A 19,034-nucleotide genomic window follows, 5' to 3' on the forward strand; every position below is an offset into this window, starting at 1 on the left:
GCTCAATGCGCGTGCCCGCGGCGGTGCTGGCGGCAGCGCTGGCCCTGCCCTGCGCCGCCGAGAACGTCGTGTCCGGCCAGGCACGCGCACAGGCCGAGACCTGGCACAGCCCCTCCCCCGAACGGGATGGCACGCAGCCGCGCCAGGCCATCGACATGCGCTGGCAGGTGGCCGCACCGGTGGGCGCGCAGCTGCATGGCAGCGCAGGCCTGCGCCACGATGCAGCGGGAACCGGCGTGCGCCTGTTCGAACTGGCACTGGAGCGGCCGCTTGCCGGCGGTTACGCGACGGCCGGCAAGAAGGTGATGAGCTGGGATGTCGGCTATGCGTTTCGCCCGCTCGACGTGGTGCAGCAGGAAGACCGCCGCGCGCTGTACCCCGGCACGCTGGAAGGCGTGCCGCTGCTGGCCTGGGAAGCGTTCGACGCCGAGCGCGCCGTGACCGTGGTGTGGTCCAATCCCGGCCACGGCAAGGCCGGCCAGCCCCGCGACGATGGCGCGCTGGCCGTGCGCCTGTACCGCCAGCGCGGCGCGCGCGATGAATACGCGGTGCTGCGCGCCTCGGCACGCAACGGCATCGAGGCCGGCGCCTCGTTTTCCCAGGTCGTCAACGATGGCCTCGAGCTCCACGGCGCGCTGCTGGCCCAGCAGCGCCACGACGAATGGGACGGCATGCGCTGGCAGCCCCGCAGCGGTGGCGGCAAGGCGCTGGCCGGCTTCACGTGGACTACCGAGGGACGATTGTCGGTACTGGGCGAGGCCTGGGTCGACCGCACGGTGCCCGCGGCGCAGCGCCGCAACCTGCTGCTGCGCGCCGCGCAAAAGTTCGGTGACGTGGAATTGGTGGCCGATGGGCTGTGGCGCCGCGCCGGCCGCGTGGCGACGCTGGGCGCCAGCTGGAAACCCGATGCCTGGCTGCTGTCGGCCACCTGGCGCCGCTACGACGGCATCGGCAGCGTGGCCTTGCTGACGGCCGAGCGGGGGTTCTGATCACACGCCATGGCGCGCTTGTCACATCTGGCGGAACAGGTGCGCGTACAGCGGACTGACACGCACTTTCTCGGGCCGGTGTTTCATGTTCAGCGCGAGCTTGCCGGCTTCGTCCTTCACCGCGCTCAGCACGCACGTGGCGTTCACGATCGTCCCACGGTGCACTTGCCAGAACTGCCGGTCGTCCAGCTGCGGCAGCAGCTCCCTGAGGCTGGTGCGGATCAGGGCCTCGCCTTCCGCCGTGACCACGTTGACATATTTGTCGGTGGCCTCGAAATACACCACGTCGGCCACCGGGATCATCCTCACCTGGTTGCCAACGGCCGCGCGGATCACGGCCAGCCGCTCCACGGGCGCCTGCGCGGGCTGCGGCTGGAGCTGGGCGACCGCGCGCAGTTGCGCCAGCAAGGACTCCATGCCGCCGGCCGGCTGCGCTTCCAGGCGCTGGCGCAGCCGCTGCACGGTACGGCCGAGGCGTTCGTCGCTGACCGGCTTGAGCACGTAGTCGGCGGCGGCGTTGTCGAACGCCTGCACGGCGTATTCGTCGTAGGCGGTGACGAACACGATCTGCGGGAACGGCTTGCCGGCCGGCCATGCATCGGCCAGTTCCTCCGCCACGTCGAGCCCGGTCTTGCCGGGCATTTTGATATCGAGGAACAGCACGTCCGGCTGGCGCGCCAACGCATCGGCCAGGGCCGCCACACCGTGCGGGCACGTGGCCACGATCTCCAGGCCGGGCCACAGCCGCTTCAGGCTGGCCGCCAGCGTGGCGGCGAGGATCGGTTCGTCTTCGGCAATCAGGGCAGTCGTCATGGTCAGGTTTTCACTCGAGGGGAATGGTGATGCGGGCCACCGCGCCGCCGGTATCGGCCGGCTGCAGCGTGACGGAGGCGCGTGCGCCGAACAGGACGTCCAGGCGCGCACGCGTGTTGGACAGGCCCAGGCTCGTGCCGGCCTTGCCGGGCCCCGCCGCCAGGCCGCGGCCGTTGTCGGCGACGCTGAGGGTCAGCAGCTTGTCTTCGCATCGCGCGCAAACGTGGATATGGCCGCCGTCGATGGTCGGCTCCAGCCCATGCGCGATGGCGTTTTCCACCAGCGGCTGCAGCAGCATCGGCGGAATCTCGACGGCGCGCAACGCGTCCGGCAAGTCGAAGCCATATGAAAGCCGGGCGCCCATGCGCACCGACATCAGGCCGAGATAGGCTTCCAGCAGCGCGAACTCCTGCGCCAGCGTGGTCCGCTGTGCACGCGAAGACGATAGCGTGGCGCGCAGGTACTGGATCAGCTGGTCCAGCATCTGCTGGGCGCGTTGCGGATCGAGCGCGATCAGTCCCTGCAGGTTGGCCAGCGTGTTGAACAGCATGTGGGGCTCGATCTGCGCCTGCAGCAGTTGCAGTTGCGCCTGCAGCGCCTGGCGTTCGACGGCTTCCGCGCGCGCCCGCTCTTCCGCGGCGGCGGCCTCGGCCCGTGCCAGCCTGTCGCGGCTGGCGAAGAACAAGGTCACCGCGCCCGTGGCGAGCAGTGTGAACACCAGCATGCCGGTGGTGCGGCTCGATCCCAGCGTGTGCAACCCCGTCAGTTCGCGCCCGAGCAGCCAGCCCGCCAGGCGCGCGCCGGCGATCTGCCCGACCGGGACGCCCACGGCGATCAGCGCGGCGAACGCCAGCCAGTGGGGCCGCACCTTCTCGCCCCAGAATGCCAGGCGCACGCCGTCGATGATGGCGAAGGCGATCGTGCCGATGCAGGCCGAGACCAGCAGGTTGATGCCGAAACCTGTGCCGTCGCCGAACGACCAGGTGATGACCACGGCGCAGATCACGACCAGCACCAGCATCCAGCATGCATCGGTGGCGAAACGCCGCCATGGGAAACGCCGTCCGGGGCGGGGTGAGTCGAGGGTGGCGGTATCGGTCATGGCGGCTCGCGGTGGATGATCCACCATTCTGGACCGGCGCTGGCCAGGTTGGCAACGGCGGGGCGACGAAACCGGTGGGGCGGGGAGTGAATCGGGTGTGAGGCGGCGCCACTATTCAATCCGATGACTGGATCCGACCGGCACTCGCGCAGCGGTGACAAAAAAATGCTGGCGATGGCATGCGCCGCTGCCTATATTACAAACCAGGGCACGCGAGTGTGTCAGGAGTTTTAGCGATTGGCGCCTGGCGGCGGCAGGGCCAGTTCCCTGGGAACGTATTGAATTCGTGAATGCGAGGCTCCTTCATGGGAGACAGGTACGCAGAAGAGCGATATGACCCCTCACTGGCGATGTGCAGCAAGCTCGCACTCACATTCAATGGGAAGACGCTTGCAATGACTGGCGGAAGCAAGACATATTCTTACCCAGCCGCCTCTGGGAAGCCGGACAAGAGTGGGGCGTTCAGCTATACAAAGGAAGCGCAAATTGCCGGGTTCAGCGGGCCCATACCGGAGGGCATTTACTGGATCAACCCCGATGAGCTATGGGTCAATCGCTGGTATAAGCGCGGAAGTGAGGCCTCGTGGGGGAAATACCGCATCACAATCCATCCGTTCACCACCACTGAAACCTACCAGCGTGGAGGATTTTTCATTCATGGAGGCAAAGTTCTCGGCAGTATTGGCTGTATCGATCTGACCTCGCATATCGATGCTTTTGTCGCCGATCTTCAGGTGGAAGGCGCGATGCGCAAGTGCCAGATCCATTTGTGCGTCCAATACGCACCGGCCACGCCGTGAAAACACCAGGCTTCGCGATCCTCACGTTCATCATTGCAGGCTTGCTGGTCGCCGGAGCGGCTTTCGTGAGCTACCAGGCGCTGGTGGAGGCATATGGCCCAGGCCCGCCGTACTACTCGCGCACCACCAATATGGACAAGTGGAGCGATCCGCTGCCCGAAATCGTCATTGCCGACGTCATCGCCCTGGCGATTGCAGCGGCTCTCGTGCGGACAGGAGTCCGCAGGCTGGGGAAAACCGACTGATGACAGCGTGGCGCGCAGGTACTGGGGGGCAGTATCGGTCACGGCGGCTCGCGGTGGGTGTTCCGCACTCTGGCCCGGCGCTGGCCCGCTTGGCAACGAAGGGGCAACGAAACACTGCAGCGGGGAGTGAAACAAATAGACGACAGCATGAAACCTATGGCTTAGCGCAAGCCATATACTTGAAGATCACGAGTCGCTACTGCCAGACGATTGCAGTTGATCAGATCATCGCACAATGACACATTGCTTTCGAGTCGAACGAACTGAACGCGGCAACTATGCCACCGAACCTGAAGAAAAGCCCGCGGTCAATTGCGGGCTTCAAGATTTTCATTCACGCTGCTCTTTCGTGGCGCAAGGTATTAGCAATCTACATTGGTCTCGGTGTCACCAGTTACAAGATTGATTCCGATCCAGCACCGGTAGGGGCCGCCTTTTGCTTTCACATCGGCCGGGTCATATGCACAATAAATGCCCTTCTTGCGTCGGTCTCGGTTCCCCGCCCCTCCATCACAAGTCGGCTGCACGTCAGGCCCGATCGAATCAAAGATTTCCCGTGCAGCATTGCCATCCACATGGACCGTCAGCTTGCGATCGCGCCCTGCTGGCGGCGTACGATCAGCAACACTTCCAGAGTGGACTTTGTAGATACCCGGGAAGATCTTCCATAGCCCGGATGGGTCGCCCGACAGATCAGCAGCTTGCGAGATGGAAAACCCTACTGCCGCTACGGACACTAACCAAGTTGCGACACGCAAGCTTACCCCCTTAAATCCAAATGGAAATGGTCATCGTGCCTCTCGGCTCTAACCAGGAAAGGGATTCCCGGGTCGTTAAAAATAACCCTTTGAACCTGCGCGAAGATATGAAAGAGATTGATTAGCGCATAAGTAGCAACTTGATCGTACTCCGGGTCACTCCACTTCACAGGTTCTTCGCGTCCGTCTTTTCGCAACGGACGAATGTCCACATTCAAGCCACTCTTGTGCCCTCCGTGATCAGGCGTTTTAATTCCACCCGGCAAGCTGATATCGCCCACTCCAAATCGGCGAGTGTCCATTGCTTGCCATTCGAGCCCCACGTTCAAGATAGCAGTCATCATGAGCGGGTGCGCATATTGATACGCGCCTTTCGCCGGCCGCTGGTAAAGATTACCGTAAACGTAATAACCTGAATCCATCGGAGCTTGAGGAAGCATGAAAAAGCCGCGTGAATCGCTCGGCGGGCGAGGGCGACGTGGATCATTGTCTTGATTGAACATGGCGTACCTCGTCACACGCATTTATTGCATGCCAAGTCCCAACCACCGGACGTATTGCCACCACTACCGCCGCCAATCTTCTGTTGAGTGTACTTCCACTTAACCTTGGAAAAACGTAGCCCAATCGAATCGTGCAGAATACAACCTTCGCTGATCAATTGCTCCATATTGGCGATCATCACATTTTCCAGCTCGACCTCGTAATATCGCACTGGATTTCCTTGGCCATCCGCGCGCATGATTTCAAGTTTCGCTTTCGGGATCGTCTTGCCCATTGAACAGTGCTGCATGAGGACAGGTGACGAAAGATCAGAGAGCTTGGAGAGCGATAATGTACGATGCTCACAACGCTCTGCAGTATGTCCGCCACCTGTCGATGCAGTGGCGCTTCGAGGCTGTAACACGCCCCAGTGAGCGGATGTGATCTCGATCCAACCCTGATGCGTTGCATCCTGTGACTCGCCCTTGATGCCGTCAATTTGAAAATAGACATCGATCGCCATAGTGTCGCTCCTTCTTGAGGAATGGAACTGCCTGGCACATTAGCGACTGCGATGCGCTGGCCAGTGCAGTGGAAGATGACTCCTCCTTCGGCATTTTCAGTGGCTGAGATGCGCTTGACATTGAAACGCGTCAATATTGCTTTTCTTTACACAAAGAATATTGTTGACTGCGAATCCAGCTCAGTTGAGGATGCAGGAATCCAAGCTGCGGGCAGCAAGGTGGCGTAATGGAGCAAGATGACGACGGTGGTGAGAGCAAAAATAGAATGGCCGCGCTCGCGCGCGGCCATTTAGTCTGAAGCCCTGTTCGAACGACGTCCTACTGGCCCGTCGTAAGCCTCAAGACCTCAAAGCATAATTATTGCCCCAGGCAGATGATCTTCGTGTCGTATTCATGGGCGCCGGCCTTCTTCTCCTTCGCCCAGTCGACCGCTTCCTGCGCCTGCGCGATCGTCATCACCGTCGCCTTTTCCTTGTTCTTGATGAAGGAAACGCCTTCGAACACGCCTTCCTTGCTGCGCATGACCTTGGCGAACACGGGCGGCTTCTTGTCGCCGTCGCTGATTTTGTTTTGCTGGACCAGGTAGCGCTGATCGGTGTTGTCCATGATGGCTCGAATCGAAAAATGGATGAAAGAATCACAGCCGGGCCGTGAAATGCAAAAAGCCCAACCGATCAAGGCTGGGCTTCTCACATGAATTCTGGCTCCCCGACCTGGACTCGAACCAGGGACCTGCGGATTAACAGTCCGTCGCTCTACCGACTGAGCTATCAGGGATTAGAAGCAGTATTTTATACGTTCAAAGCAACATTTGCAAGCTTGCTTTTTGGTACCGTCTACTGCGAACTACTTTGTTTCTAGCTTTCTTCGCTGACGTGCATCAACGAAGAAGCAAGATTTTAGAGAACTTTGGCGATCGCGTCAACAACGATGTCGATATTCTTGGAGTTCAGCGCGGCCACGCAGATACGGCCGGTGTCCACCGCGTAGATCGATTGCTCGCGCAGCTTGGCGACCTGCTCTTTCGTCAGGCCCGAGTACGAGAACATGCCGACCTGCTCGCGCACGAAAGCGAAATCGTGGCCGGGAGCTTTCTCTTTCAGCTTTTGCACGAACTCGTCCCGGGTGGCCTTGATGCGCACGCGCATGGCGCCCAGCTCGTCTTCCCACAGCTGGCGCAGTTCCAGCGTGGCCAGGACGGTGGCGACCACTTTGCCGCCGTGTACCGGCGGGTTCGAGTAGTTGGTGCGCACCACGCGCTTCAGCTGCGACAGCAGGCGGGACGCTTCTTCGGCGGTGGCGGCCACGACGGACAGCGCACCCACGCGCTCGCCATACAGCGAGAACGACTTCGAGAACGAATTCGACACCAGCAGGGGCACGCCGGTGGCGGCGAAGCGGCGCACCACGGCGCCGTCTTCGGCGATGCCGGCACCGAAGCCCTGGTAAGCCATGTCCAGGAACGGAATCAGGCCGCCGGTCACGACGGCATCGATCACCTGGTCCCACTGCGGCTGGGTCAGGTCGGCACCGGTCGGGTTGTGGCAGCAGGCGTGCAGCACCACCACGGCGCCTTGCGGCATCGCCTTCAGCGCGGCCAGCATGCCTTCGAAGTTCACGCCATGGGTGGCGGCATCGTAGTAGGCGTAATTGTTGACCTTGAAGCCGGCGCTTTCAAACAGCGCGCGGTGGTTTTCCCAGCTCGGATCGCTGATGAAGACTTCCGACGATGGCGAGAAACGCTTCAGGAAATCGGCGCCCAGCTTCAGCGCGCCGGTGCCGCCCAGGGCCTGCACGGTGATCGCGCGGCGCTCTTGAACTACGGCACTGTCGGCCCCAAATACCAGTTCCTGCACCGCCTTGTCATACGCGGCCAGGCCTTCGATCGGCAGGTAGGTGCGCGGGGCTGGCTGTTCAATCAGGATGTTTTCAGCTTTCTGCACGCACGACAGCAGCGGCACCTTGCCATTGTCGTCATAATAAACACCCACGCCCAGGTTGATTTTATTGGGGTTGGTGTCGGCGTTAAAAGCTTCGGTGATACCCAGGATAGGGTCGCGCGGAGCCATCTCGATGGCACTGAAAACGGAAGGATTCGTCATGATAGGATTGGATTCGATTGGATGCGATTCGCAGCGGATGAGCACTACAACATTACTGAGCATGTTACTGAGCAAATTCAGCGGCAATTGCTCTGGACAGTGATGACGGTGCACAGCAATTCCGATGCGCGGCGTTGGCCAGGTGTGCCGGCCGCCGCGCAATGACTGCACAATGTGGTGTGCAACTCCCTATTCTAGCAAAGGTCTGACTTCATGGCTGATTTATCACTGGCCGGCGCTCCCGAGCCCACCGTGCTGACGTTCCCGGATTCACCGTTCAAGCTGCACCAGCCCTTCCCGCCCGCCGGCGACCAGCCGACCGCGATCGAGGCCCTGTGCGAAGGTATTGGCGACGGCCTGTCGTTCCAGACGCTGCTGGGCGTGACGGGTTCCGGCAAGACTTACACGATGGCCAACGTGATCGCCCGCATGGGCCGTCCAGCGATCGTGTTCGCGCCGAACAAGACGCTGGCGGCCCAGCTCTACAGCGAGTTCCGCGAGTTCTTCCCGCAGAATGCCGTCGAGTACTTCGTGTCGTACTACGATTACTACCAGCCGGAAGCCTACGTGCCGCAGCGCGACCTGTTCATCGAGAAGGATTCGTCGATCAACGAGCACATCGAGCAGATGCGGCTGTCGTGCACCAAGTCGCTGATGGAGCGGCGCGACGTGGTCATCGTGGCCACCGTGTCGGCCATCTACGGTATCGGTAATCCGAACGAATACCACCAGATGATCCTGACCCTGCGCGCCAAGGACAAGGTCAGCCAGCGCGACATCATCGCCCGCCTGATCCAGATGCAGTACACGCGCAATGAAGTGGACTTCGGCCGCGGCACGTTCCGCGTGCGCGGCGATACGATCGACATCTTCCCCGCCGAACACGCCGAACTGGCGGTGCGCCTGGAAATGTGGGACGACGAACTGGAGTCCATCCAGCTGTTCGACCCGCTTACGGGCCGCGTGCGCCAGAAGATCCCCCGCTTCACCGTCTACCCCGGCTCGCACTACGTGACGCCCCGTTCGACGGTGCTGCGGGCGATCGAAAGCATCAAGGCCGAATTGCGCGACCGGCTGGAATTCTTCCGCAAGGAAGGCAAGCTGATCGAAGAGCAGCGGCTGGAGCAGCGCACCCGCTTCGACCTGGAAATGATGGCCGAGATCGGCTTCACGAAAGGCATCGAGAACTATTCGCGGCACCTGTCCGGCGCGATGCCGGGCCAGCCGCCGCCAACCCTGATCGATTACCTGCCGCAGGACGCGCTGATGTTCATGGACGAGTCGCACGTGCTGGTCGGCCAGCTCTCGGCCATGTACAACGGCGACCGTTCGCGCAAGACAAACCTGGTCGACTATGGCTTCCGCCTGCCGTCCGCGCTGGACAACCGGCCGCTGAAGTTCGAGGAATTCGAGGGCAAGATGCGGCAGACGATCTTCGTTTCCGCCACGCCGGCCGAGTACGAGCAGAAGCATGCCGACCAGGTGGTGGAACAGGTGGTGCGCCCCACCGGCCTGGTCGACCCGCAGGTAATCGTGCGGCCGGCGCGCACGCAGGTGGACGACCTGCTCTCCGAGATCAACGACCGCATCGTAAAGAACGAACGGGTGCTGGTGACCACGCTGACCAAGCGGATGTCCGAGCAGTTGACGGAATACCTGTCCGACCACGGCATCAAGGTGCGCTACCTGCACAGCGATATCGAAACGGTCGAGCGCGTGGAAATCCTGCGCGACCTGCGTATCGGCACGTTCGACGTGGTGGTCGGCATCAACCTGCTGCGCGAAGGCCTGGACTTGCCGGAAGTGTCGCTGGTGGCGATCCTGGATGCCGACAAGGAAGGCTTCCTGCGCTCCGAACGTTCGCTGATCCAGACCATCGGCCGCGCCGCCCGCAACCTGAACGGGGTGGCGCTGCTGTACGCGGACCAGATGACCGAGTCGATGAAGCGCGCGATCGACGAGACCGAGCGCCGCCGCGCCAAGCAGCTGGCCCACAACGAGAAGCACGGCATCATCGCGCGCGGCGTGAACAAGGTCATCAAGGACATGATCGACGGCGTGTACGACCCGAACAAGGAGTCCACCAACCTGAAGGCGGCGCAGGAGACGGCGAAGTACGAAACGATGAGCGAGAAGCAGGTCTCGAAAGAGATCAAGCGCCTGGAAAAGCTCATGATCGAGCATGCCAAGAACCTGGAGTTCGAGAAGGCCGCGCAGGTGCGCGACCAGCTGCACCTGCTGAAGGAGCAGATGTTCGGCGCGCCGGGGGCCGACGTGATTTCGATCACGGGCAAGTAGGCCGGAAAATACGCTGCCGAACAAGCCAACCCTGCATGAAAAACGCCGCGTTCACGCGGCAATGCCGTTAAGTTAAGCATCATCCGGCACATTGAAAGCACATGCATTCCCCCCAACCGCGAAGAGCTGGGGTCAGACCCGCCGGGTGTATGGTCGGGGGACATAGGTAACACATGTCGGGAGACATGGGTTACACATCATGGACCTATGTTACGACGGATTCTGGAGGTCTATCTCCCGAACTTTATGTTTGCAGAAGAAGACCTCCAGTAGACCGTCGGTGCAAGTTGGACGGATCGCCACAGATTCAGCATGCAGGCCTTCGCCGACGAAGTAGCGGTGATGGCCGTAGGAGAGGTAGCCGTTCTTGTCGACCTTCCTGATCTGGTCATCGGGGAGGTATTCGACAGGTGGCAGGACCGATGGAAAGGACCTGCCGCTACACCGGTACCTGCTAATCGGTGGCTGCTGATTGAGCGATTGGTGAGGTCGTACAGCGTTATAGATCTCGCGCCAAGCATCGAACGCGCTCTGACACTGAGCAAGCGAGCCGTAGCCTCTTCGCCCTATTACCTCAAGTTTCAAGGTTCGATGGAAACGCTCATCCTTACCTTGAGTCTGCGGATGGTTTGGCCTGCTGTGGCCCACAGCAATACCCAGCCGTGCCAGCCATACCTCAAGCTTTGTCAGTCCGATGAGACCTGTGCTGCCCCATGGCGGGCCGTTGTCGGCGGTGAAGCGAGCAGGCATTCCGTAACGCTCAAATGTCGACTGCAATGCCGTGCGCACAGTGGCGTAGCGTTCGTTACCGCAAGCAGCGATACATAGGCTAAATCGCGAGTGGTCATCTAAAATTGTCAGCGGATGACACCGACCCGCAGCTGTGTCTGTCAGTGCAAAGTGTCCTTTGAAGTCCATCTGCCAAAGGTCATTGGGCAACTCATGCTCAAAGCGCTTGAACACGACGCTCTGACTAATCGGCACGCCAAGAACCTGGCACTCATGGCGCTGCAAGATCGCATGAACGGTGCTGTGATGGGGCCGCTTGACCGTATCCGGCAGTAGCGCGCAAAGCTTGCGAGCTCCCCAGTACGGGTACTCAAAATGCAACGCCAGAACTTGCATCTCAAGCTCACCGTCAGCGGTGCAGGGCGAACAATGCGGCTGCCGTGAGCGATCCTGCAGGCCCCCTTCGCCTTCAGCATGATAACGCTCCAACCACTTGTAAGCAGTCTTGCGGCTGATGCCAAATCGGCGGCAAAGCTCAGCGATGTTTGCCGAAGCGCTCAGTACGAGCAGCACGAATTCCAGTCGGGATGACATAGAGGTGGACTCCTTCCAAGGCATTGCACGCTCCCGTTAATGGATGTGCAATGATCATAAAAGGTGTTACCTATGTCTCCCGACAGATGTTACCCATGTGTCCCGACAAAACACCCGCCGGGTCTGACCCCGGAATTTGCGCTTGGGGTGGACTTGATTTATCGGCACTAGCATTCGCGCGGCGTTTTCTTATAGCTGCCCTGCCCGCTCCAGCCGCTTGTACAGCACCAGCGAATACAGTACCGGCAGCAAGGCGCCGATGACGACGAGTCCGATCGCCAGCTCGCCCGATGCGCCGAGCAGCGCCGCCAGCAGCCCCACCACGCCCGCCCCCACCATCAGCTTCGCACCCACGCGGTGGGTCGAATACCACACTCGCTCGCTCGCCAGCGTCCATGGGGTGCGGATACCGATATAGAAATTGCGGCGCACCTTGCTCAACGAGTTCCCGATCAGGGCCAGCACCAGGCAGATCCCGGCCGGCACGGCGCGGCCCACGTCGAACGTTGCGTTGAAGATCGAGGTCAGGAGCAGCACCTGCATCAAGCCCATCAAGCCAACCACCAGGGTCATGATGTAGCCGGCTGTCGAGCCGGACGCACCCACGTCATACCCTTTCGGCGACAGGTAAGGCAGCGCGGCGCCGATCGCCAGGGCGAACGCCATCGTTCCCGGCCCGGTCAGCCAGACGATCCAGCGCGGACCGAAACCATCGGCTTCGCCCTGCGCATTCCAGTGGATGGGGATGGTCTCGGCGAGGCTGGGCCAGCACAGCGCGGTCAGCACCGTGGCGGCCAGGATCAGGGAAACGCTTGCAATCAGGTGCTGACGGTTCATGCCTTCCTCCTTTTGGTCTGTGGTTCGGTCAGGTCCATCATCCATGCCACGACATCCTGCAACACCGTCGTGTTCAATCCGTACCAGATCGTCTGGCCCTCGCGGCGACGGGTGATCAGGTCTGCGTCGGCCAGCACGGCGAAATGGTGCGACATGGTCGGCCGCGTCATGTCGAAATGCTCGGCCAGCTGGCCTGCCGTCATTTCGCCGTCGCGCAGCAGTCGCAGGATCTCGCGGCGCGCCGGATCGGCCATGGCCTTGAAGGCATCGGTGGGGGCTGGCATCGTATTTCGATCAATCGCTAATTAGATGGATATCTAAATATAGATCAAAACAAAGGCCGGGGCAAGCCCGGCCTGCGTCGTCGCGCACGACAGCGGCTACAGCGACTTCACGAATTCGCGGATCCCGCCCAGCATCATCTCGACCGACATCGCCGCCAGGATAAGCCCCATCAGGCGCTCGAACGCCGTCATCACCTGCGTGCCCAGCACCTTCTGCAGGCGCTCGGCGCCCAGGAACACGGCCAGCCACACCACCACCACGGCGGCCAGCGCGGCCACGTGGATCATCACGTCGCCACGCGTCTCGCTGGAGAACAGCAACACCGTGGCCAGCGCCGACGGGCCGGCCAGCGCGGGAATCGCCAGCGGCACGATGAATGGCTCGCCGCCCTCGTTCCGGCCCAGTACACCGTCCGGATGCGGGAACACCATGCGGATGGCGATCATCAGCAGGATCACGCTGCCGGCGATGCGCAGCGAGACTTCGGAAAGGCTCAGCGCGTGCAGGAACGGCCGGCCGAAGAACATGAACACCAGCAGCACGGCGAAGGCGATCAGGCATTCACGCACCACGATCTTCGGCCGCCGGGCCGGCGCCACCGGCTGCAGCGCTGCGGCGAACAGCGGCACGTTGCCGAACGGGTCGGTGACCAGCAGCAGCAGGATGAAGGTCTGGAAGAAGTTTTCTGTCATCGATTTTTCTTTCGTGTTATTTCGATGGTATATCAGGTGAACAGGAATGGACACACCAACGAAAATGGCGGAAAGCTTCGCAGCTTTCCGCCATTTCTCAGCGTCCCGATAACGTCTCGGGACCTCGAGAAACCGTAATGAGCGGTGTCAGATCTGGTTGAGGAGCGGAATCGTACTTTATGTACGATCGGTCCGCCGCAGCGGAGCACCGGAGACCAGCAGCTGGCGCCGCGCAATAAGTTTATCGAGGTTCCCTCAGTTCGAAAAATGGCGGAGGGCCTTCCGGCCCTCCGCCATTGTCGCGCAGGCGCAAATGCTTAAGCGTTCTTTTCGCCTTTTTTCAACCACGAGGCCAGCTGGTGCGGGCGCAGGCCGTCGTAGTCCTCGAACGGCTGGTGGATCCACGGGTTGTGCGGCAATTCCTGCATCTGGTAGTCCGGCTTGAAGGCCGAGCTGCCCTTGGTCCAGATCACGGCCGAACGCACTTCCTCGACATCCTTGTAGTTCGCCTTCAGATGGTCGATGACCTTCATCAGCGTGACACCGGAATCGGCCAGGTCGTCCACCAGCAGGATCTTGCCGGCCAGCGAGCCGCGCGTCACCGTGATGTACTTGGCGATATCGAGGTCGCCCTGCACCGTGCCCTTGTCGGCGCGGTAGGAACTGGTCGACAGGATCGCCAGCGGCACGTCGAAAATGCGCGAGAACACGTCGCCGGGGCGCACGCCGCCGCGCGCCAGGCACAGCACCATGTCGAACTTGAAGTTCGATTCGTAGACCTTCAGCGCCAGGCCTTCGACCAGGCGGTTGTACTCATCCCAGGTCACCCACAGGTGCTTGTCGTCGGATTGAGGGGAGCTCATGTAATTCCTTCCTGCTTGTGGCGTGGTTTGCCTGTTTTTATTCGAACGGGTGACGGAGCACGATGGTTTCTTCGCGGTCCGGACCAGTGGATACCATGTCGACGGGTACGCCGACCAGTTCCTCGATGCGCTTGATGTAGGCGCGGGCGGTGGCCGGCAGCGCAGCCAGCGATTTCGCGCCGACGGTGCTTTCCTTCCAGCCTGGCATTTCTTCGTAGATCGGCTCGCAACGCGCGGCGTCTTCGGCACCGACCGGGAAGATGTCGACGTGGCGGCCGTCCAGCATGTAGCCGGTGCACAGCTTCAGCGTTTCCAGGCCATCCAGCACGTCCAGCTTCGTCAGGCACATGCCGGACACGCCGTTGATCTGCACCGAGCGGCGCAGCAGCGCGGCATCGAACCAGCCGCAGCGGCGGGCGCGGCCCGTCACGGTGCCGAATTCATGGCCGACTTGCGCCAGGTGGTGGCCCACGCCGGCATCGGTCGGCAGCTCGGACGGGAACGGGCCCGAGCCCACGCGGGTGGTGTAGGCCTTGGTGATGCCGAGGATGTAGTGCAGCATGTTCGGGCCCACGCCGGCACCGGCGGCGGCATTGCCGGCCACGCAGTTCGACGAAGTCACGAACGGATAGGTGCCGTGGTCGACGTCCAGCAGCGAACCCTGGGCGCCTTCGAACAGCAGGTTGGCGCCGGCCTTGTGCGCGGCATACAGCGCGCTCGACACGTCGGCCACCATCGGGCGCAGGCGCGGCACGTAGGCCAGCGCGTCGTCGAGGGTCTTCTGGTACTCGACCTTCGGTGCCTTCAGGTAGTTTTCCAGCACGAAGTTGTGGTAGTCCAGGTTCTCGGCCAGCTTTTCGGCGAAACGCTTTTCGTTGAGCAGGTCGGCAACGCGGATCGCGCGGCGGGCAACCTTGTCTTCGTAGGCCGGGCCGATGCCCTTGCCGGTGGTGCCGATCTTGGCGGCGCCGCGGGCGGCTTCACGGGCTGCATCGAGCGCGGTGTGGTAAGGCAGGATGACCGGGCAAGCCTCGGAGACCTTCAGGCGCGACGCCACTTCCACGCCCACGGCTTCCAGCTTGTCGATCTCGCGCAGCACGTCCGGCACGGACACCACCACGCCGTTGCCGATGTAGCAGGCCACGCCCGGGCGCATGATGCCCGAAGGGATCAGCTGCAGCGCGGTCTTCACGCCGCCGATCACCAGCGTGTGGCCGGCGTTGTGGCCACCCTGGAAACGCACCACGCCTTGCGCGTGTTCCGTCAGCCAGTCGACGATTTTGCCCTTGCCTTCATCGCCCCACTGGGTACCGATGACGACCACGTTTGTTGCAGTGATTTTTTTTGACATCACACTAACCTAAGTTTTTAAGAATCCAGTTACTACCACTCTCGTCGAGCACCAGCGCGCGGTCGCACTCGAACTCGTCCTGTTCATCGCTGTGACCCGGCAGGGACTGGATCACAACCTCGCCGGACTTGCGCAGCTCGGCGATACGTTCCTTCAGTTCGGGCGAGTTGCCCCACGGTGCCCGGATCGCATGCTTGCGGTCGGCCGTCGGCAGCAGCCGGGCCAGTTCGCGCAAGTCCATTGAATATCCGGTGGCGGGACGGGCGCGCCCGAATGCCTCGCCCACGTGATCGTAGCGGCCGCCGCGTGCCACGGCGTTCGGCAGGCCTGGCACGTACAGCGCGAACGTGGCACCGCTTTCATACTGGTAGCCGCGCAGGTCGGCCAGGTCGATTGCCACTTCGGCACGGCCGATCGCCGATGCCGCCAGCGCCGCCAGTTCGGCCAGCGCCTTGGCAATGCCCGGCAAGTCGGGCAGCGCATGCTTCGCGCTGGCCAGCACATCCACGTCGCCATACAGGTTCGGCAGGGCCAGCAGGGCCTCGCGCGTGGCAGGCGCGTAGCCTGCGGTCAGCTCGCACAGCCCCGGCACATCCTTGGCGCGCAGCAACTGCACGATGGCATCGTGGTCGCGCTGCGCGGCGGCATCCTGTTCGAGGATCGCGCGCAGCACGCCGACGTGGGCCAGGTCCAGGCGCACGCCGGTGAAGCCCGCCATTTCCAGCGAGGCCAGGGCCAGCTCCTGGATCTCGGCATCCGCTTCCAGGCCGGCATGGCCATAGATCTCGGCGCCGATCTGCAGCGGCTCGCGGGTGGCGTGCAGGCCCGAAGGACGGGTATGCAGCACCGGGCCGGCGTAGCACAGGCGGGTGACGGAAGCGCGGTTCAGCAGGTGGGCGTCGATGCGGGCGACCTGGGTGGTCATGTCCGCGCGCAGGCCCAGCATGCGGCCGCTGATCTGGTCGACCAGCTTGAAGGTACGCAGGTCGGTATCCTGGCCGGCGCCGGTCATCAGCGACTCGACGTATTCCAGCAGCGGCGGCATCACGAGTTCGTAGCCGTAGCGGCGGAAGTTATCCAGCATCAGGCGGCGCAGCTCCTCGATCTTGCGCGCCTCGGACGGCAACACGTCCGCGATATGTTCGGGCAAAAGCCAATTCGGCATGGGAAAACCGGTTTGTTGAAAAACGTTCAATCGGCACGATGCGCAAGCGGATGGCGCAGGCCGAACCGCATATTTTACGCGAAAACGTGGCTAAACAGGTAAAACTCTGGCGACGAGGCCATTCCAGTGGCAGTGCATTTGCAAAACAATGAACCCCAAAGGCAAAAAACTGGGGTCAGACCCGGTGGGTCTGACCCCTGCTTGTGCACTTGGGGTTTTGCCTTGACAGCGCAGTGCCGGGCTTATTTACCAGCCGATCCGCTGCCCTTGAAGTACCTGAAGAACTCGGAGTTCGGGTCCACCAGCATCACGTCGGCCTTGGTCCTGAACGACGAACGGTAGGCTTCCAGGCTGCGGTAGAACTTGTAGAACTCGGGATTGCGGCCGAATGCCTCGGCATAGATCGCGCTGGCTTTCGCATCGCCTTCGCCGCGCACCTTCTCGGCCTCGCGATACGCTTCGGCCAGGATCACGGCGCGCTGCTTGTCGGCATCGGCGCGGATCTTTTCCGAATCGGCCGCACCGGTCGAGCGCAGCTCGTTGGCCACGCGCAGGCGCTCGGCCTTCATCCGTTCATACACCGAGTTGTTGATCTGCTCGACATAGTCGACGCGCTTCAGCCGCACGTCCAGGATCTGCACGCCGATCTGCTTCGCTTCATTCTCCACCTTGGCGCGCAAGCCTTCCATCACCTTGCCGCGCTGGCCCGAGATCACTTCGCGCACGGTGCGCTTGGTGATTTCCTCGTTCAGCGCCGCCTTGACGATCTGCGCCATGCGGTTGCCCGCGCGCCCTTCGTCGCCGCCGAAGCGGACGAAGTACAGGCGCGGGTCGACGATGCGCCACTTGACGAACGAATCGACCAGGATGTTCATCTTCTCGGCCGTGATGAAGCGGTCCGCTTCCGGCGAATCGAGCGTCTGGATGCGCTTGTCCAGGTAGATCACGTTCTGGAACGGCGGCGGCAGCTTGAAGTGCAGGCCCGGCTCGCGGATCACCTGCTTGACTTCACCCAGCGCGAACACGATGGCGAACTTGCGCTGGTCCACCACGAACACGGTGGACGACAGCAGCATCAGCGCGATGAACGCGGTGACGACGAGAGTAACGATACGGTTCATTAACGGCCCTCCCGGCTACGGGACGATTCACGCGCGCGGTTCTGGTCGCCGCTATAGGGTTGATCGGGCTGCGGCAGCAGCACGGCGGTCGGCGGCGGCGCCGTCACGTTGGCACGCTGCGCCTCGGTGGCCGCCACTTGCGCGATCAGCTTGTCCAGCGGCAGGTACAGCAGGTTGCTGCCGGCCTTCGCATCGACCATGACCTTGCTGGTATTGGCGAAGATCTGCTGCATCGTATCGAGGTACATGCGGTCGCGCGTCACGCCCGGCGCCTTCTGGTACTCGACCAGCACGGACTTGAAGCGGTCGGCGTTACCCGAAGCGTTTTCCACCACCATCGAGCGGTAGGCTTCCGCCTCCTGCAGCAGGCGGAACGCCGCACCGCGCGCCGTCGGCACGACCTGGTTCGCATAGGCCGCGCCTTCGTTCTTCAGGCGTTCGCGGTCCTGGCCGGCCTTGACGGCGTCGTCGAACGCGGTCTGCACCTGCTCCGGCGGCTGCACGCCCTGCATCGTCACGTTGGTGACCAGCGCACCGGACGCGTAGCGGTCGAGGATATCCTGCATCAGCCGCTGCGTGTCGTAGGCCACCTTCTCGCGGCCTTCGTACAGCACGTAGTCCATCTTGCTGCGGCCGACGATCTCGCGGATCGCCGTTTCAGCCACCTGGCGCACGGTATCTTCCGCGTCGCGGTTGTTGTACAGCCATGCCACCGGATCGCTCAGCTGGTATTGCACGGCGAACTGGATGTCGATGATGTTTTCATCATCGGTCAGCATCAGCGATTCGCGCGCCTGCTTGTTGCGGGTATTGCCGCGATAGCCCACTTCCACCGTGCGCACCTGCGACACGTTGACGGTTTCGTTGGCCTGGAACGGATACGGCCAGCGCCAGTTGAAGCCTGCCGGGGTTTCATGGCTGAAGCGGCCGAAGGTGGTGACGATGCCCTTCTGGCCTTCCTGCACGATGAAGGCGCCACTGGCCAGCCAGACCAGCAGGGCGATCACCGCGACGGCACCGATGGTCACGCCGGCACCTTTCAGTTCGCCGCCGCCACTGCCACCGCCGCCGCCTCCGCCGTTGTTGTTGCGGTTCTTGTTGCCGAACAGGCCATTCAGGCGCTGGTTGAAGTCGCGCCACAGCTGGTCGAGGTCCGGCGGTCCGTCGCCGGGCTTCTTGCCTTCCTGGGCCTGCCTGTTGTTATCCTTGTCCTGGCCCCAGCGGGGGTCGTTCAGGGACAGCTTCAGGCCTAATCTTTTCGCTAGTGAGGAAAGAGGCATGTT

General features: G+C 62.2%; 19 protein-coding genes and 1 tRNA gene. 4 read left to right on the forward strand and 16 right to left on the reverse strand.

The window, feature by feature from the left end; genetic code table 11:
* Positions 1-5 precede the first annotated feature (5 nt).
* Entirely contained in the window at positions 6-989 is a 984-nt protein-coding gene (locus OU994_RS24675; protein ID WP_281608078.1) for a hypothetical protein, read from the forward strand.
* A gap of 21 nt (positions 990-1,010) precedes the next feature.
* Here the strand turns inward: OU994_RS24675 and OU994_RS24680 are convergent, their stop codons facing one another.
* Positions 1,011-1,802 (reverse strand): LytTR family DNA-binding domain-containing protein, encoded by a 792-nt coding sequence (locus tag OU994_RS24680; RefSeq protein ID WP_281608079.1) that lies wholly within the window; start codon positions 1,800-1,802, stop codon positions 1,011-1,013.
* A gap of 10 nt (positions 1,803-1,812) precedes the next feature.
* Positions 1,813-2,904, reverse strand: coding sequence for a sensor histidine kinase (locus OU994_RS24685; RefSeq protein ID WP_281608080.1), 1,092 nt, complete (start codon positions 2,902-2,904; stop codon positions 1,813-1,815).
* Between the two features lie 305 nt (positions 2,905-3,209).
* Between OU994_RS24685 and OU994_RS24690 the strand changes: the two genes are divergently transcribed.
* Positions 3,210-3,704, forward strand: a complete 495-nt coding sequence (locus tag OU994_RS24690) for a tlde1 domain-containing protein (RefSeq protein ID WP_281608081.1) — start codon at positions 3,210-3,212, stop codon at positions 3,702-3,704.
* Between the two features lie 29 nt (positions 3,705-3,733).
* Positions 3,734-3,949, forward strand: coding sequence for a hypothetical protein (locus tag OU994_RS24695; RefSeq protein ID WP_131148922.1), 216 nt, complete (start codon positions 3,734-3,736; stop codon positions 3,947-3,949).
* A 760-nt stretch (positions 3,950-4,709) separates the two neighbouring features.
* Here OU994_RS24695 and OU994_RS24700 read toward each other — a convergent pair.
* From OU994_RS24700 to OU994_RS24720, 5 genes are all read right to left on the reverse strand, one after another.
* Positions 4,710-5,210 carry a penicillin-insensitive murein endopeptidase gene (locus OU994_RS24700; RefSeq protein WP_281608082.1) on the reverse strand — a complete coding sequence of 167 codons (501 nt, stop codon included), beginning with the start codon at positions 5,208-5,210 and terminating at the stop codon, positions 4,710-4,712.
* 11 nt (positions 5,211-5,221) lie between these two features.
* Entirely contained in the window at positions 5,222-5,713 is a 492-nt protein-coding gene (locus tag OU994_RS24705; RefSeq protein WP_281608083.1) for a type VI secretion system tube protein Hcp, read from the reverse strand.
* Between the two features lie 358 nt (positions 5,714-6,071).
* Positions 6,072-6,320 carry a hypothetical protein gene (locus OU994_RS24710; protein WP_281608084.1) on the reverse strand — a complete coding sequence of 83 codons (249 nt, stop codon included), beginning with the start codon at positions 6,318-6,320 and terminating at the stop codon, positions 6,072-6,074.
* 95 nt (positions 6,321-6,415) lie between these two features.
* Positions 6,416-6,491 (reverse strand) — tRNA-Asn (locus tag OU994_RS24715).
* 122 nt (positions 6,492-6,613) lie between these two features.
* Positions 6,614-7,816, reverse strand: a complete 1,203-nt coding sequence (locus tag OU994_RS24720; RefSeq protein ID WP_281608085.1) for an amino acid aminotransferase — start codon at positions 7,814-7,816, stop codon at positions 6,614-6,616.
* A gap of 213 nt (positions 7,817-8,029) precedes the next feature.
* Here OU994_RS24720 and uvrB point away from each other — a divergent pair, with 213 nt between their 5' ends.
* Positions 8,030-10,114, forward strand: a complete 2,085-nt coding sequence (uvrB, locus tag OU994_RS24725; RefSeq protein WP_281608086.1) for an excinuclease ABC subunit UvrB — start codon at positions 8,030-8,032, stop codon at positions 10,112-10,114.
* 210 nt (positions 10,115-10,324) lie between these two features.
* Here the strand turns inward: uvrB and OU994_RS24730 are convergent, their stop codons facing one another.
* The 9 genes from OU994_RS24730 to hflK all read right to left on the reverse strand — a co-directional run bounded on the left by OU994_RS24730 (position 10,325) and on the right by hflK (position 19,031).
* Positions 10,325-11,461: an IS481 family transposase gene (locus tag OU994_RS24730; protein WP_281608087.1), complete on the reverse strand. Its 1,137-nt coding sequence runs from the start codon at positions 11,459-11,461 to the stop codon at positions 10,325-10,327.
* 165 nt (positions 11,462-11,626) lie between these two features.
* Positions 11,627-12,274 carry an SdpI family protein gene (locus OU994_RS24735; protein ID WP_281608088.1) on the reverse strand — a complete coding sequence of 216 codons (648 nt, stop codon included), beginning with the start codon at positions 12,272-12,274 and terminating at the stop codon, positions 11,627-11,629.
* Positions 12,271-12,558 (reverse strand): autorepressor SdpR family transcription factor, encoded by a 288-nt coding sequence (locus OU994_RS24740; protein ID WP_131144626.1) that lies wholly within the window; start codon positions 12,556-12,558, stop codon positions 12,271-12,273. Before OU994_RS24740 ends, OU994_RS24735 begins: the two co-directional genes overlap by 4 nt.
* A gap of 96 nt (positions 12,559-12,654) precedes the next feature.
* The gene (locus OU994_RS24745) at positions 12,655-13,251 is read right to left on the reverse strand and encodes a MarC family protein (protein WP_281608089.1); all 597 of its coding nucleotides are present in this window, start codon (positions 13,249-13,251) and stop codon (positions 12,655-12,657) included.
* Positions 13,252-13,568: 317 nt separating this feature from the next.
* The gene (locus OU994_RS24750) at positions 13,569-14,114 is read right to left on the reverse strand and encodes a phosphoribosyltransferase (RefSeq protein WP_281608090.1); all 546 of its coding nucleotides are present in this window, start codon (positions 14,112-14,114) and stop codon (positions 13,569-13,571) included.
* A 37-nt stretch (positions 14,115-14,151) separates the two neighbouring features.
* Positions 14,152-15,465 carry an adenylosuccinate synthase gene (locus tag OU994_RS24755; RefSeq protein ID WP_131144623.1) on the reverse strand — a complete coding sequence of 438 codons (1,314 nt, stop codon included), beginning with the start codon at positions 15,463-15,465 and terminating at the stop codon, positions 14,152-14,154.
* A 4-nt stretch (positions 15,466-15,469) separates the two neighbouring features.
* Positions 15,470-16,630, reverse strand: a complete 1,161-nt coding sequence (locus OU994_RS24760) for an ATP phosphoribosyltransferase regulatory subunit (protein WP_281608091.1) — start codon at positions 16,628-16,630, stop codon at positions 15,470-15,472.
* Positions 16,631-16,872: 242 nt separating this feature from the next.
* Positions 16,873-17,751 (reverse strand): protease modulator HflC, encoded by an 879-nt coding sequence (gene hflC / locus OU994_RS24765; RefSeq protein WP_281608092.1) that lies wholly within the window; start codon positions 17,749-17,751, stop codon positions 16,873-16,875.
* The gene (gene hflK, locus OU994_RS24770) at positions 17,751-19,031 is read right to left on the reverse strand and encodes an FtsH protease activity modulator HflK (RefSeq protein ID WP_281608093.1); all 1,281 of its coding nucleotides are present in this window, start codon (positions 19,029-19,031) and stop codon (positions 17,751-17,753) included. The genes hflC and hflK overlap by 1 nt, the downstream gene beginning before the upstream one ends.
* Between the last annotated feature and the right edge of the window lie 3 nt (positions 19,032-19,034).

The organism is Pseudoduganella sp. SL102 (assembly GCF_027856995.1).
GTDB lineage: Bacteria > Pseudomonadota > Gammaproteobacteria > Burkholderiales > Burkholderiaceae_D > Rugamonas > Rugamonas albidiflava.

What these genes read in the sequence shown, in the direction of transcription:
- OU994_RS24675 (WP_281608078.1), top strand. Translation starts at nt 6, where the DNA reads ATGCGCGTGCCCGCGGCGGTGCTGGCGGCAGCGCTGGCCCTGCCCTGC.
- OU994_RS24680 (WP_281608079.1), bottom strand. Translation starts at nt 1,802, where the DNA reads ATGACGACTGCCCTGATTGCCGAAGACGAACCGATCCTCGCCGCCACG.
- OU994_RS24685 (WP_281608080.1), bottom strand. Translation starts at nt 2,904, where the DNA reads ATGACCGATACCGCCACCCTCGACTCACCCCGCCCCGGACGGCGTTTC.
- OU994_RS24690 (WP_281608081.1), top strand. Translation starts at nt 3,210, where the DNA reads ATGGGAGACAGGTACGCAGAAGAGCGATATGACCCCTCACTGGCGATG.
- OU994_RS24700 (WP_281608082.1), bottom strand. Translation starts at nt 5,210, where the DNA reads ATGTTCAATCAAGACAATGATCCACGTCGCCCTCGCCCGCCGAGCGAT.
- OU994_RS24705 (WP_281608083.1), bottom strand. Translation starts at nt 5,713, where the DNA reads ATGGCGATCGATGTCTATTTTCAAATTGACGGCATCAAGGGCGAGTCA.
- OU994_RS24710 (WP_281608084.1), bottom strand. Translation starts at nt 6,320, where the DNA reads ATGGACAACACCGATCAGCGCTACCTGGTCCAGCAAAACAAAATCAGC.
- OU994_RS24720 (WP_281608085.1), bottom strand. Translation starts at nt 7,816, where the DNA reads ATGACGAATCCTTCCGTTTTCAGTGCCATCGAGATGGCTCCGCGCGAC.
- uvrB (WP_281608086.1), top strand. Translation starts at nt 8,030, where the DNA reads ATGGCTGATTTATCACTGGCCGGCGCTCCCGAGCCCACCGTGCTGACG.
- OU994_RS24730 (WP_281608087.1), bottom strand. Translation starts at nt 11,461, where the DNA reads ATGCCTTGGAAGGAGTCCACCTCTATGTCATCCCGACTGGAATTCGTG.
- OU994_RS24735 (WP_281608088.1), bottom strand. Translation starts at nt 12,274, where the DNA reads ATGAACCGTCAGCACCTGATTGCAAGCGTTTCCCTGATCCTGGCCGCC.
- OU994_RS24740 (WP_131144626.1), bottom strand. Translation starts at nt 12,558, where the DNA reads ATGCCAGCCCCCACCGATGCCTTCAAGGCCATGGCCGATCCGGCGCGC.
- OU994_RS24745 (WP_281608089.1), bottom strand. Translation starts at nt 13,251, where the DNA reads ATGACAGAAAACTTCTTCCAGACCTTCATCCTGCTGCTGCTGGTCACC.
- OU994_RS24750 (WP_281608090.1), bottom strand. Translation starts at nt 14,114, where the DNA reads ATGAGCTCCCCTCAATCCGACGACAAGCACCTGTGGGTGACCTGGGAT.
- OU994_RS24755 (WP_131144623.1), bottom strand. Translation starts at nt 15,465, where the DNA reads ATGTCAAAAAAAATCACTGCAACAAACGTGGTCGTCATCGGTACCCAG.
- OU994_RS24760 (WP_281608091.1), bottom strand. Translation starts at nt 16,630, where the DNA reads ATGCCGAATTGGCTTTTGCCCGAACATATCGCGGACGTGTTGCCGTCC.
- hflC (WP_281608092.1), bottom strand. Translation starts at nt 17,751, where the DNA reads ATGAACCGTATCGTTACTCTCGTCGTCACCGCGTTCATCGCGCTGATG.
- hflK (WP_281608093.1), bottom strand. Translation starts at nt 19,031, where the DNA reads ATGCCTCTTTCCTCACTAGCGAAAAGATTAGGCCTGAAGCTGTCCCTG.